The organism is Kitasatospora sp. YST-16, assembly GCF_026802215.1.
Taxonomy (GTDB): Bacteria; Actinomycetota; Actinomycetes; order Streptomycetales; family Streptomycetaceae; genus Kitasatospora; species Kitasatospora cineracea.
In genome coordinates, this window is sequence record NZ_CP113837.1 from 4,716,883 (window position 1) to 4,729,603 (window position 12,721).

Annotated in this window: 13 protein-coding genes; 7 read left to right on the plus strand and 6 right to left on the minus strand. The window is 72.0% G+C overall.

Annotated elements, in window-relative coordinates; translation table 11 throughout:
• Positions 1 to 38 precede the first annotated feature (38 nt).
• Both OU787_RS21675 and OU787_RS21680 read left to right on the plus strand, forming a co-directional pair.
• A complete protein-coding gene (locus OU787_RS21675) occupies positions 39 to 587 on the plus strand; it encodes a GTP-binding protein (RefSeq protein ID WP_268661903.1) in 549 nt (182 codons plus the stop codon).
• A complete protein-coding gene (locus tag OU787_RS21680; RefSeq protein ID WP_030457691.1) occupies positions 584 to 1,762 on the plus strand; it encodes a cytochrome P450 in 1,179 nt (392 codons plus the stop codon). The genes OU787_RS21675 and OU787_RS21680 overlap by 4 nt, the downstream gene beginning before the upstream one ends.
• Positions 1,763 to 2,028: 266 nt before the next feature.
• Here OU787_RS21680 and OU787_RS21685 read toward each other — a convergent pair whose 3' ends face one another.
• From OU787_RS21685 to OU787_RS21700, 4 genes are all read right to left on the minus strand, one after another.
• Positions 2,029 to 2,877, minus strand: a complete 849-nt coding sequence (locus OU787_RS21685) for an AIM24 family protein (RefSeq protein ID WP_051816493.1) — start codon at positions 2,875 to 2,877, stop codon at positions 2,029 to 2,031.
• 158 nt (positions 2,878 to 3,035) lie between these two features.
• Positions 3,036 to 3,686, minus strand: coding sequence for an AIM24 family protein (locus OU787_RS21690; protein ID WP_268660309.1), 651 nt, complete (start codon positions 3,684 to 3,686; stop codon positions 3,036 to 3,038).
• Complete coding sequence (locus tag OU787_RS21695) at positions 3,686 to 4,324, minus strand: AIM24 family protein (RefSeq protein WP_268660310.1); 639 nt, start codon at positions 4,322 to 4,324, stop codon at positions 3,686 to 3,688. The genes OU787_RS21690 and OU787_RS21695 overlap by 1 nt, the downstream gene beginning before the upstream one ends.
• Before the next feature lie 125 nt (positions 4,325 to 4,449).
• Positions 4,450 to 5,223, minus strand: a complete 774-nt coding sequence (locus tag OU787_RS21700; protein ID WP_268661904.1) for a DUF2127 domain-containing protein — start codon at positions 5,221 to 5,223, stop codon at positions 4,450 to 4,452.
• A gap of 161 nt (positions 5,224 to 5,384) precedes the next feature.
• On the opposite strand from OU787_RS21700, the gene OU787_RS21705 reads away from it, so the two are divergent.
• Entirely contained in the window at positions 5,385 to 5,714 is a 330-nt protein-coding gene (locus OU787_RS21705) for a DUF3817 domain-containing protein (RefSeq protein WP_035953674.1), read from the plus strand.
• Between the two features lie 79 nt (positions 5,715 to 5,793).
• Here the strand turns inward: OU787_RS21705 and OU787_RS21710 are convergent, their stop codons facing one another.
• Positions 5,794 to 7,428 carry a M4 family metallopeptidase gene (locus OU787_RS21710; protein ID WP_268660311.1) on the minus strand — a complete coding sequence of 545 codons (1,635 nt, stop codon included), beginning with the start codon at positions 7,426 to 7,428 and terminating at the stop codon, positions 5,794 to 5,796.
• Positions 7,429 to 7,888: 460 nt separating this feature from the next.
• Between OU787_RS21710 and OU787_RS21715 the strand changes: the two genes are divergently transcribed.
• From OU787_RS21715 to OU787_RS21725, 3 genes are all read left to right on the plus strand, one after another.
• On the plus strand, positions 7,889 to 8,428 hold the full coding sequence (locus tag OU787_RS21715) for a MarR family winged helix-turn-helix transcriptional regulator (protein ID WP_030457684.1): 540 nt from the start codon (positions 7,889 to 7,891) through the stop codon (positions 8,426 to 8,428).
• 20 nt (positions 8,429 to 8,448) lie between these two features.
• On the plus strand, positions 8,449 to 8,781 hold the full coding sequence (locus OU787_RS21720; protein ID WP_030457683.1) for a DUF3817 domain-containing protein: 333 nt from the start codon (positions 8,449 to 8,451) through the stop codon (positions 8,779 to 8,781).
• 175 nt (positions 8,782 to 8,956) lie between these two features.
• The gene (locus OU787_RS21725) at positions 8,957 to 10,642 is read left to right on the plus strand and encodes an acyl-CoA mutase large subunit family protein (RefSeq protein ID WP_030457682.1); all 1,686 of its coding nucleotides are present in this window, start codon (positions 8,957 to 8,959) and stop codon (positions 10,640 to 10,642) included.
• 30 nt (positions 10,643 to 10,672) lie between these two features.
• On the opposite strand, the gene OU787_RS21730 is transcribed toward OU787_RS21725, so the two are convergent.
• Positions 10,673 to 11,365: a TetR/AcrR family transcriptional regulator gene (locus OU787_RS21730; protein ID WP_030457681.1), complete on the minus strand. Its 693-nt coding sequence runs from the start codon at positions 11,363 to 11,365 to the stop codon at positions 10,673 to 10,675.
• A 338-nt stretch (positions 11,366 to 11,703) separates the two neighbouring features.
• On the opposite strand from OU787_RS21730, the gene trxA reads away from it, so the two are divergent.
• Entirely contained in the window at positions 11,704 to 12,684 is a 981-nt protein-coding gene (trxA, locus tag OU787_RS21735) for a thioredoxin (protein ID WP_268660312.1), read from the plus strand.
• The last annotated feature ends 37 nt before the right edge of the window (positions 12,685 to 12,721 follow it).

The window sequence follows — 12,721 nt, forward strand, 5'->3', positions numbered from 1 at the left end:
GGGCCCCGGCCTACCTGCCCCCCACCGACCCGATCCTGATGAAACTCATGGTCACCGGGCCCTTCGGGGTCGGCAAGACCACCTTCGTGCGCACCCTGTCGGAGATCCCGACGCTGCACACCGAGGAGACCATGACCGCGGCCAGCCTCCCGGTCGACGACCTCAGCCGCACCCCCGGCAAGACCGCCACCACCGTCGCCGTCGACTTCGGCCGACTCACCCTCTCCGGGGGCGAGTTCGTCCTCTACCTGTTCGGCACCCCCGGCCAGCGCCGCTTCCTCCCGCTCTGGGAGGACCTCGCCCGCGGCGCCCTCGGCGCCCTCGTGCTGGCCGACACCCGCCGGCTCGCCGACGCCTTCGACGCCATGGACCTGATCGAGGAAGCCGGCCTGCCCTACGCCGTCGCCGTCAACCGCTTCCCCGACACCCCGCCGATCGCCCTCGACGCGATCCGCGCCGCCCTCGACCTCGACCCCGCCACCCCGCTGGTCGAAGTCGACGCCCGCGAACGCGAAGGCTGCGTCGACGCCCTGATCGCCCTCACCGAACACGTCCTGGACCGCCTCCCCCAGGAGACCGCCCCGTGACCCCCCGCACCGCCCTCTACGGGCCCCAGTTCGCCGCCGACCCGCACGCCCACTACGCCCGGCTGCGCGACCGCGGACCGCTCGCCCCCGTCGAACTCGCCCCCGGCGTCGACGCCTGGCTGGTCACCGACTACCACGTCGCCCTCGAAGTCCTCCGCGACACCGACACCTGGACCCGCGACCCGCGCCGCTGGCAGGCCACCCAGCCCGCCGACTCCCCGCTGCTCCCGCTGTTCGGCTGGCGCCCCACCGCCCTCTTCTCCGACGGCCCCGCCCACACCCGCTACCGCCAGGTCATCACCGACAGCGTCGGCATCCTCGAACCCCACCTGCTGCAACGCGACACCACCGCCGTCGCCGAACAGCTCATCGCCGAGTTCGCCGGCGGCGGCAAGGCCGACCTGCTCGCCCAGTACGCCTACCGGCTCCCGCTGCTCATCCTCACCTCCTGGTACGGCGTCCCCGACCCGGACATCGACCGGATCAGCACCGCGATGAACCGCTCCTTCGAAACCTCCACCGGCGCCGCCGCCGCGTACGCCGACCTGGTCGCCGTCATCACCGAACAGGTCGCCGACCGCCGCACCGCCCCCCGGCACGACCTGATCTCCGCCTTCCTCGGCCACCCCGCCCAGCTCGCCGACGACGAGGTCGTCCGGCACATCACCCTCACCCTGATGGCCGGCCACGAGCCCACCGCCAACCTGATCGCCAACGCGCTGCTGCGGATGCTCTCCGACGACCGCTACGCCGGCTCGCTGCACAGCGGCGCGATGACCGCCCACGACGCGGTCAACGAAGTGCTCTGGAACGACCCCCCGCTGTCCAACTTCTCCCCGCACTACCCCCGGCACGAGATCGTCTTCCACGGCACCCCGCTCACCCCCGAGCAGCCGGTGCTGGTCTCCTACGCCTCCGCCAACGCGCAGGCCGTGCTCACCCCCGCCGAGAGCGAGTCCCTCGGCGGCTCCTACGCCCACCTCGCCTGGGGCGCCGGCCCGCACCGCTGCCCGGCCCGCCAACCCGCCGTCCTGATGGCCGTCACCGCCATCGAGTACCTGATCAGCCGCCTCACCGACCTCCGCCTAGCCGTCCCCACCCCGGACGTCCTCTGGCGCCCGGGCCCCATCCACCGGGCCCTGGTCTCCCTCCCGGTGGAGTTCACACCCGTGTGAGACCAGCCATGCCAGCAGGGGCGAGGGGAGAACTGCCGCGCCAGACGTTGCGAAAGCAGGGGTACGGGGAGAACTGCCGCGCCAGGCCCTGCGCAAGCAGGGGCGCGGGGAACTGCGCGGCCGAGCGAGCACGCACAGCCAGATCGCCTCGTAGGACAGTGTGTTGCACTATCCCGCGAACTCGCTGACGTGCTCCTCCGCCGCGCGCAGTTCCCCGCGCCCCTGGTTTCGCGCTCACCAGGCTTCGCGCCCCCCTGGACCCCCCGTCAGAGCCCGAAGCGCCGCCCCAGGTCCCCCAGGTTGCCGAGCCCCGCCGCCCCGCCGCCGCCGTGCTGCTGCGGGACGTTCGCGCCGGGAATGCCCGGCTCCGCGCCGACCACGCCGACGGACCTCTCGGCCATCAGCGTCTCGGAGGACTGCATCAGCACCTGCCCGGCCCCGATGAACTCGAACTGGTGCTCCTCGCCGCTGGCGCCGCCGATCCCGGTCAGGTGCCGCAGGCCGCCGAGGACGCCGTGCAGGTAGCCGTGGTCGTAGTGGTGGCAGGGCGCGGGGCAGTCGGCCCAGCCGACCAGGGCCTGCGGGTCGACCCGGATCGGGGGCTCGACGAAGTGCACCGGCCCGTTGGAGGCGGCGACGAACTTGCCGGTGCCGATCAGGGTCAGGAACCCGGGGATGATCGACTGCTTGAGCTGCAGAGTGGGCTCGAAGGCGAGCAGGTTGCCCGAGCGCACCGTCAGGTTGCCGTCCTCCAGGTCGTACGAGTTGAGGTCGTACGAGCGGTCGGCGAGCAGCAGCTTGCCCCGCCCTTCGGCGACCACCCAGTCGGCGGCGTGCAGCGGGGAGTTGAAGTTCCGTTCGAGGAGCTGGTCGAGCGCGCCGCGGCCGATCCCGGAGAAGCGCATCTCGCCGTAGTAGGCGATCATCTTGCCCTTCTGCAGGTAGTACGCGCCGTTCAGGTCGACCGAGAAGCAGTACGGGTTGACGTTGTCGTTGGCGGGCAGCGTGCCGGCGTCCCAGACCTGCGGGCCGTCGCCGCCGGGCGGCTGGAACACCGGCGCGCCGAACTGCCCGGCGGGGGGCGCCTGGTGGGGCGGCGGCACCGGGACGTGCATCCCGGCCTGGGTGGCCTGGTGGGACTGCTCGTACTGCTGCTGGGAGTACCCGGGCGGGGGGCCCTGCGGCGGGTACGGCGGGGGCTGCTGGCCGTACGGCTGCTGCCCGTACGGCTGCTGGCCGTAGGGCGACTGCGGGGGCTGCGGGGGGTAGGACATCAGAGCTTCACCTCGCTGGCCTGCACGTACACCGTGCCCTGCCCGGACAGTTCGAGCTGGAACGCCTCGCCGGAGCCGCGGCCGACCATGTCGCGCCAGCCGAGGGCGGTGGAGAGCTTGTTGGTGACCTCGCCGCGGTGCGCGACGTAGGCCTGCGGGTCGACGTGGACGGACTGGCCGGGGAAGATCGGGAGTTCGATCACCCCGCCGTGGGCCATCACGGCGACCGCGCCCTTGCCGGTGAGCTTGGTGGTGAACAGGCCCTGGCCGGTCACCTGGCCGCGGACCACGCCCATCAGGCCGCCCTGCTGGCCCATGAACATGGTGGACTGCTGCAGGCTGCCCTCGAAGGCGAGCAGCCGGTCGGCCTCCACGTACAGGGTGTCGCCGACGAGGTCGACCACGTGCACGTGGTGGCCGCCGTGGCCGAACATCACGGTGCCGTGGCCCTCGACGGTCATCAGCGGGGTGTCCTCGTTGGCGACCCGGCGGCCGATCATCGACATCACGCCGCCCTGGCCGCCCATCAGGTTGGGCTGGAAGGAGACCTCGCCGGTGTAGCCGAGCATCGAGCCGCGCTGGGAGAGGACCCGCTGGCCGGGCAGGATCTGCGCGGAGATCATCTTGCTGTTGATCCGGGTGAAGGCCATCAGACCTCGCCTCCCAGCGTCCTGCGCTCGGAGGGCTGGACGTAGACCAGGCCCTCGCCGGTGAACTCGACCTGCATGGCCTCGCCGCCGCCCTCGCCGATCAGGGTGGTCCAGCCGGCCCCGGACTTGAGCGCCCGCTGCAGGTTGCCGGTGTGGGCGATGTACGCGCCCGGGTCGACCCGCAGCGGCAGGCCCTGGGAGACCCGGAGGACCACCGCGGGGCCGTCCGAGGTGACCGCGGCCCAGCCCTGGCCCTCGACCTTGGTGGTGAACAGGCCGTTGCCGCTGGCCATGCCGTTCAGGCCGGTGAAGGAGGTGCCGGTGCGCAGCGTCGCCTCGGTGGCGAGCAGGTTGTCGGACTCGACGAACAGCGTCTCGCCGTTCAGCCGGACCAGGTTGATCTCGGTGGCCTTGTCGGCGAAGTAGCAGGTGCCCTGCCCCTTCACCTCCATGACCTCCATGCGTTCGCCGGTGAGCCGGCGGGTGACCATGCCGCGCAGGCCGTCGCCGCCGCCGGTGAGCTTCTTGAAGCCCATCTGCCCGGTGTAGGCGACCATCGAGCCGTTGCGTGCCTTGACGGTGTCCCCGGCGAGATCGACGGCGAGGACTCTGGACCCCTGGAGTCGGAACTGTGCCACGTCCGGGAATCTAGCGGCCCCCTCCCCGGCTGGGGAGGGGAACCGGGAGGGCTGGTACCCGTTCGGTACGAAACCCGTACATCGGACATACCGTCAGGCGGACATACCGGACGAATCCCCGGCGGTCAGGCCGCCTGCGGCAGCGCCCCCGCGGAGACCTCGACCTCCAGCAGCGAGGCCGAGTGCCGCTCGGCCTCGAACGCGGCGCGGCCGCCGCGCAGGCCGAACAGGCGCTTGGAGAGCATGATCCAGAGCACCGCGGCGATGTTCAGCAGCAGCGTGCAGATCTTCAGCGCGCTGACGTGCTCGGTGAGTTCGTAGCCCTCCAGCGGCAGGAACGCGGCGGTGGCGACCACGGTCAGGTACTCGGCCCAGCGGTGGCCCCACCACAGGCCGAACGCCTCGACGATCTCGATCAGCGCGTACACCACCAGCGCCGCGGCCACGTAGACCAGGGTGGAGTGCTTGTACTCGAAGGTCTTGCGGATGGTGTCGACGATCGGCGAGTGCTCCAGGTCGAAGTGGAAGTGGTCGGTGACCGGCTTGAAGACGGTCAGGTTCTCGTCGAAGATCCGGCGCACCGCGTCCTGGCTGTTGGAGAACTTCCACACGCCCCAGGCGACGACCACGATCAGCAGGCCGCGCAGCAGCCGCTCGACGGCCAGGAAGCGCAGGATGAACAGGTCGCGCAGCGCCTTGCCGCGGGGCACCAGCGGCGCGTCCTCGGCCGGGCCGGAGCCGTGCGGGGCGCCGAGGGCGAAGTCGCCGCAGCGCAGGCAGCGCCAGGCGGTGCCGACGGCGGTGGCGGTGTGCAGGCGCGTCCGCAGGTCGGGCTCGTCGGGCGCGTAGGTGATGTGGCCGCGCTTGGCGCAGGTGTGCCGGTTCCAGTCCCGTTTCAGCATGGTGCGTTCCCCCGTGGGTCTGCGCGGCCCGGCGGTCGGGTCGCGCGCAGCACAGCAGAATAGGGGGTCCGCGGTCGGGCGCGGCGTCGGGTCGGTGATAATAGGCCTGGCTTGTGCATCCGTTCACAAACCCGCCGCCCGTCCTGCCCCCGTGAGGAATCCCCGTGAAGAGCGTCGCCGCCGTCCACCGCCTGCGCCTGGTCTCCGGCCCCGAGGGCCTGTCGTTCCTGCTGCTGCTGGTCTGCTCGGTGCTGAAGCGCACCACGAGCTTCAACGCCGTCCCGGTGATGGGCACGGTGCACGGCGTGCTGTTCATCCTCTACCTGGTGTTCCTGGTCCAGGCGTACCAGGCCCGCCGCTGGGAGCCGAAGCGCGGCCTGCTGCTGTTCGTGCTGTCGGTGCTGCCGACCGGCGGCTTCTTCGCCGAGCGGATGCTGGCCAAGGAGGAGCGCGGCGAGCTGGACGGGGCGGCGCCGGCCGCCGCCTGACCCCGGACGTGGTGCGCGGCGGCCGGGCCTCTTCGTGGGAGGCCCGGCCGCCGCGGGCTTTTCTGCTACCGGGTCGGCGTCAGCTGACGTTCACCGCGGTCCACGCGGCCGCGACCGCGTTGTACTCGGCCGAGCCGGAGCCGTACAGGTCCTTCGCCGCGCTCAGGGTCGCGGTGCGCGCGCCCTTGTAGTTGGTGGTCGAGGTCATGTAGACGCTCAGCGCCCGGTACCAGACCTGGGCGGCCTTGTCCCGGCCGATGCCGGTGACCGAGGAGCCGCTGTAGGTGGGCGAGTTGTAGCTGACGCCGTTGATGGTCTTGGCGCCGCTGCCCTCGGCCAGCAGGTAGAAGAAGTGGTTGGCGACGCCCGAGGAGTAGTGGACGTCCTTGCTGCCGACGGTGGAGGACCAGTAGTCGGCGGACGCGCCGTCCTTGGAGGGCTTGTCCATGTAGCGCAGCGGCGTGCCGTCGCCGTTGATGTTGATCAGCTCGCCGATCAGGTAGTCCGGGTTGTCCTTCGGCAGGTTCGCGTAGAACTCGACCATGGTGCCGAAGATGTCGGAGGTGGCCTCGTTCAGGCCGCCGGACTCGCCCGAGTAGTTGAGGTTCGCGGTGTTGGAGGTCACACCGTGGCTCATCTCGTGGCCGGAGACGTCGAGCTCGGTCAGCGGGTGGCTGTTGGAGGCGCCGTCGCCGTAGGTCATGCAGAAGCAGCTGTCGTCCCAGAACGCGTTGACGTAGTTGCGCCCGTAGTGGACCCGGCTGTACGCGCCGACGCCGTCGCCGCGGATGCCGGCCCGGCCGAAGGTGTTCTTGTAGAAGTCCCAGGTGACGGCCGCGCCGTACTGGGCGTCGACGGCCGCGGACTCGCCGTTGGAGGCCAGGCCGTTGCCCCAGGTGTTGGTGGACTTCGAGTAGAGGGTGCCCTTGCCCGAGGTCTTGTTGGCCAGCGTGGTGGTGTACTGGCCGCCGCGGGTGGCGTCCTTCAACTGGTATGCGGAACCGGTGTAGTTGGTGGTCAGCGAGACGTTGCCGACGAAGACGCCGTTGCCGGAGCCGGTCGCGTTGGCGGTCTGGATCTCCTCGTGGGTGGAGAGCACCGCGCCGGTGTCCGCGTCGGTGACCAGCAGCTGGCGGCTCGGGGTGCCGTCCGCCCGCAGGCCCTCCACGGTGGTGCGGTAGGCCAGCCGCGGGGCGCCGTCGGCGGCCCAGACCACCAGCTGGGCGTCGCTGCCCGAGCCGGAGACCGAGGTGAGGGCAGCCTCGTCGGCGTCCTTGGTGATGCCGACGGTGGCCTGCACCGCGCCGGTCGCCTTGGCGGCGGCCTGGCCGGCCGTCAGCTTCGGGCTCAGCGAGGCGGGGGCCAGGCTGCCGGCGACGGCCTTGTCGGTGGACTTCAGCTTGCCGTTGGCGGCCTGGTGCACGACCAGGTCGCCGCCGAGCACCGGCAGCCCGTTGTAGGTGCGCTCGTAGCGGAAGTGGCGGGTGCCGTCGGCGTCGACGACGACGTCCTTGACGACCAGCTTCTCCTGGGCGCCGAGGCCCAGGGCCTTGGCGGCGGCGGGGGCCTGGGCGGCGGCCAGCGCGAGCTGGTCGCCGCGGTTGAGGGAGGCGGGGTTGGGTGCGGCGTACGCCATGCCGGCGCTCACCTGGATCGCGCCGGCCAGCAGGGCCGAGGCAGAGAGAACGGCGCCGACAGCGAGCTTTCGCTTCACGTACGGGTTCCTTCCGGATCAACCGCGTCTGTGCGGTCGCACCGCGCTCCGGGGCACCGAGGTCAGTGCCTGCTGGGGCGGAACGGGTGCTGACGTGCAGCTCCGTGCGGTCAGATGACAGGCGCCGGTGGGGTGGGCCGGCGGTGTCGAACGGGGCTGGCCAGAAGCATGACGACGCGGAGAATCCCGGAACAGCGGTTCGGCAACTATTGGCAAACTCTCGCCAGCGGACCGGCAATGGGGGTGCCGGGAAATCGGAGGTTTCGCTGCGAACCATGCGGTGCGGGCTGGGCGAAGGCCCAACTCCGTTGAAAACACTGAATATTGCCGGAATATGCACGGTAAAGGGCAGCCAACGGGCTGCCCTCGCCTGTTTGGCGTGATCCCGCCAAGGGGGTCGGGTTGTCCACCATCGTGGACACCTGCTACCCCTGCCGGGCCCCGCGGGTACGGTGGGGGCGTGCCCAAGCCCCTCGCCCTCGACTTCGACCCGATCGCCCGCGCCGACGAGCTCTGGACCCGCCGCTGGGGCAAGGTGCCGTCCATGGCGGCGATCACCTCGGTGATGCGCGCCCACCAGATCCTGCTCGGCCGGGTCGACGCCGTGGTCAAGCCCTACGGCCTCACCTTCGCCCGCTACGAGGCCCTGGTGCTGCTCACCTTCAGCCGCTCCGGCGAACTCCCGCTCTCCAAGATCGGCGAGCGCCTGATGGTCCACCCCACCAGCGTCACCAACACCGTCGACCGCCTGGAGCGCTCCGGCCTGGTCACCCGCCGCCCCAACCCGCTCGACGGCCGCGGCGTGCTGGCCGCCATCACCGACCGCGGCCGCCAGGTCGTCGAGCAGGCCACCCGCGAACTCGTCGCCGTCGAGTTCGGCCTGGACGGCTACGACGCCGACGCCTGCCACGAGGTGTTCGAACTGCTCCGCCCGCTGCGGGTCGCCGCCGGCGACTTCGAGCCCCCCGCCGAGGAGGGCCCCGACCGGGGCGACGCGTAGGGGCGGTTACCCTCGACTGCATGAAGCAGAGTGTGCTGACCCGCTACCGCGCCATGGCCTACCTCACCGGTGTGCTCCTGATCCTGCTCACCCTCGGGGTGATCGCCAAGTACGTCCTCGACATCTCGGGCGCGGCGGGCTTCACCACCGCGGTCGGCATCGCGCACGGCTGGCTGTACGTGGTCTACCTGGCGTTCGCCTTCGACCTGGGCACCAAGGCCAAGTGGCCGATGGGCAAGCTCGCCTGGACGCTGCTGGCCGGCACCGTCCCCACCGCCGTGTTCTTCGTCGAGCGCCGGGTCACCCGCGAGGTCGCACCGCTGATCGTCACGCCGGAGCCGGTCGCCGCCTGACCGCGCCCGCACCAGCGCTCTGCCGGGGCGCCCCTTCCGCCGGAAGGGGCGCCCTCCGCGTGTCCGGGGGCCGCCATCGACAGGTACTAGGACGTCCGAGTAAATTACTAGGACATCCAAGCAGTTCTTCCGCCGCCCCCACCGGAGCGGCCGTACGGAGCGGGAGTCGGAGCCGATGGACGCCGAGCAGATCGAGGCCGGCCGGCAGCGCTGGCAGCAGCGGTACGACAAGGCGCGCAAGCGCGACGCGGACTTCACCACGCTGAGCGGCGAGGACGTCGACCCGGTCTACGGCCCGCCCGCCGGCCAGGACGTCGAGGGCTTCGAGCGGATCGGCTGGCCCGGCGAGTACCCCTACACCCGGGGCCTGCACCCCACCGGCTACCGCGGCCGGGCCTGGACCATCCGCCAGTTCGCCGGCTTCGGCAACGCCGAGCAGACCAACGAGCGCTACCGGATGATCCTGGAGGCCGGCGGCGGCGGCCTCTCGGTGGCCTTCGACATGCCGACCCTGATGGGCTACGACTCCGACGACGCCCGCTCGCTCGGCGAGGTCGGCCACTGCGGCGTCGCCATCGACTCCGCCGCAGACATGGAGGTGCTGTTCCGCGGCATCCCGCTCGGCGAGGTCACCACCTCGATGACCATCAGCGGCCCGGCCGTCCCGGTCTTCTGCATGTACCTGGTGGCCGCCGAGCGCCAGGGCGTCGACCCCGGCGTGCTCAACGGCACCCTGCAGACCGACATCTTCAAGGAGTACATCGCGCAGAAGGAGTGGCTGTTCGCCCCCGAGCCGCACCTGCGCCTGATCGGCGACCTGATGGAGCACTGCGCCGCGGGCATCCCCGCCTACAAGCCGCTCTCGGTCTCCGGCTACCACATCCGCGAGGCCGGGGCCACGGCCGCCCAGGAGCTCGCCTACACGCTGGCCGACGGCCTGGCCTACGTCGAACTCGGCCTCTCCCGCGGCCTGGACGTCGACGTGTTCGCCCCCGGCCTGTCCTTCTTCTTCGACGCCCACCTCGACTTCTTCGAGGAGATCGCCAAGTTCCGCGCCGCCCGCCGGATCTGGGCCCGCTGGATGCGCGACCACTTCGGCGCGAAGACCGAGAAGGCGCAGTGGCTGCGCTTCCACACCCAGACCGCGGGCGTCTCGCTGACCGCCCAGCAGCCGTACAACAACGTGGTGCGCACCGCGGTCGAGGCGCTGTCCGCCGTCCTCGGCGGCACCAACTCGCTGCACACCAACGCCCTCGACGAGACCCTCGCCCTCCCCAGCGAGCAGGCCGCCGAGATCGCCCTGCGCACCCAGCAGGTGATCATGGAGGAGACCGGCGTCACCAACGTCGCCGACCCGCTCGGCGGCTCCTGGTACGTCGAGGCGCTCACCGACCGGATCGAGGCCCAGACCGAGGAGATCTTCCGGAAGATCCTCGACAAGGGCAGCGCCGAGCACCCGATCGGCCCGATGACCTCCGGCATCCTGCGCGGCATCGAGGAGGGCTGGTTCACCGGCGAGATCGCCGAGGCCGCGTTCCGCTACCAGCAGGGCGTCGAGAAGGGCGACAAGCGGGTGGTCGGCGTCAACTGCCACCCCCGCAGCGTCACCCCCGAACTGGAGATCCTCCGGGTCAGCCACGAGGTCGAACGCGAGCAGGTCCGGGTCCTGCGCGAGCGCAAGTCGCACCGCGACGAGGCCGCCGTCCGGGCCGGCCTGGACGCGATGCTCGAAGCCGCCCGCTCCGGCACCAACATGATCGAGCCGATGCTCCGCGCGGTCCGCGCCGAGGCCACCCTGGGCGAGATCTGCCACGCCCTGCGCGAGGAGTGGGGCACCTACCGGGAGAACGCCAGCTTCTGACCCCGCCGGCCTTCCGGCCCGGCGGGCCGGTCAGGCCCCGGCGGCCGGGCGGTGCAGCAGCCCCGGGAAGGGGCCCAGCAGCAGGGTGGTGAAGCGGCGGATCCACTCGGGGGTGACGGGTTCGCCGCTCACCAGCAGCCGGTGCTCGACGGTGCCGGCGATGGTGTCGAAGATGATGCCGATCTCCTCGTCGGCGGCGGCCGGGTCCCGGTCCGGGTCCATCTCGCCGCGGGCCTGGGCGTTGGCCCGGCCGAGCTCGACCAGCACCTTCTGCGGCTGGACGATCCGCTCCCGGATCCGCCGGCGCAGCTGCGGGTCGCGGGAGCCCTCGGCGAACAGGGCGAGCAGCGCGGCCTGGGTCTCGGGGAGGGTGAGCAGTTCGGCGAAGCGGGCGACCACGGCCTCGATGTCGGCCTGCAGGCTGCCGCGGTCGGCGCACTCCAACTGGTCGAAGAGGCTGGCGATGGCGTCGACGACCAGCTCGCTCTTGGACGGCCAGCGCCGGTAGAGGGTGGTCTTGGCGACGCCGGCCCGCTGGGCGACGTCGCCCATGGTGAGCCCGCCCCAGCCGAGTTCGGCGAGCGCCTCGCGGGTGGCGTCGAGGATGGCCTGGTCGGCGGCGGCGCTGCGCGGGCGGCCCTTGCCGCGGGCGGCGGGGGAGGCCGGGGCGTCCGCGGCGGGCGGGTCCTGGTGCTCGGCGGGCTGCCGGGTGGTGGGGGCCACCGCGCCTCCTGGCTTGTTTACTCAGAAGTAACTTGGTGGTTCCACGGTAGCGACATGCCGTGGTGACCGGCACCCGCCGCGCGGTGGAAAGTGGGGCAGCTCACGCTCCGGGAGGGGGTGCGGGGCTTGCGGGGGGAGCCCGGGGGGCAGATACGCTACGACCAGTAGCGAAAGAGCGACGACCAATCGCGCCCGGCCCCTGGGATCGGGCGGGCGCGCGGTGCGGGTGGGGACCCGCACCGGACGGTCCGGGCCCCGCCGGGGAGGCGGACGGCCCGCTCCGGGTTTTTCCGGGCGGTTGGCGCCCGGCACCGGCTCCGACGGGGGAGGATAGAGCCATGCAGTCACGGAATTCGCGTCTCAACAGCTCCGCCCTGCGCGGTGCGGTGGACCTCGCCGCGGTGAAGGCGGCCGGAGAGGCCGCCCAGAAGGCCGAGCAGACCCGGGCCGAGCGGGCCCGGCAGGCGGCGACGGGCGACGGCCCGGCGCTCGCGGACCACCCCCTGGTGCTGGACGTCACCGAGGAGACCTTCGAGTCCGAGGTGGTCCAGCGCTCGGCCGAGGTCCCGGTGGTGGTGGACTTCTGGGCCGAGTGGTGCGGCCCGTGCAAGCAGCTCAGCCCGATCCTCGAGCGCCTGGCCGAGGAGTACGCGGGCCGGATCGTGCTCGCCAAGATCGACGTGGACGCCAACCAGCTGATCGCCCAGCAGTTCGGCATCCAGGGCATCCCGGCCGTGATGGCCGTGGTGGCGGGCCAGCTGGTGCCGCTGTTCCAGGGCGCCGAGAACGAGGCCAACGTCCGCAAGATCCTGGACCAGCTGATCGCGGTGGCCGAGCAGCGCTTCGGCATCGTCGGCACCCGCGCGGGCGGCGGCGAGGACGCGGCGGCCGAGCCGCGGGTGCCGGCCGACCCGGCGCTGGAGGCGGCGCACGAGGCGCTGGACCGGGGTGACCTGGCCGGCGCGGTGCGGGCGTACCAGAACGTGCTGAGCGACCGGCCCGGGCACGTCGAGGCCAAGCTGGGCCTGGCCCAGGCGCAGCTGCTGCAGCGGGTGGAGCAGCTCGACCCGCAGCAGGTGCGGGCCGACGCGGCGGGCGACCCGAAGGACGTGCCGGCCCAGCTGCGGGCCGCCGACCTGGACCTGGTCGGCGGGCACGTGGAGGACGCCTTCGGACGCCTGGTCGACACCGTCGCCCGGACGTTCGGCGACGACCGGGACGCGGCCCGGGTGCGGCTGCTGGAGCTGTTCGAGGTGATCGGTCCGGAGGACCCGCGCACGGTGGCGGCCCGTCAGGCGCTGGCCCGGGTGCTGTTCTGACGGGCGGTCGGGGTGTCACCGGGCGGCGTCCCGGCGG

Coding starts and splice junctions, on each gene's coding strand:
- OU787_RS21690 (WP_268660309.1), bottom strand. CDS start 3,686: ATGGCCTTCACCCGGATCAACAGCAAGATGATCTCCGCGCAGATCCTG.
- OU787_RS21685 (WP_051816493.1), bottom strand. CDS start 2,877: ATGCACGTCCCGGTGCCGCCGCCCCACCAGGCGCCCCCCGCCGGGCAG.
- OU787_RS21725 (WP_030457682.1), top strand. CDS start 8,957: ATGGACGCCGAGCAGATCGAGGCCGGCCGGCAGCGCTGGCAGCAGCGG.
- OU787_RS21675 (WP_268661903.1), top strand. CDS start 39: ATGAAACTCATGGTCACCGGGCCCTTCGGGGTCGGCAAGACCACCTTC.
- trxA (WP_268660312.1), top strand. CDS start 11,704: ATGCAGTCACGGAATTCGCGTCTCAACAGCTCCGCCCTGCGCGGTGCG.
- OU787_RS21720 (WP_030457683.1), top strand. CDS start 8,449: ATGAAGCAGAGTGTGCTGACCCGCTACCGCGCCATGGCCTACCTCACC.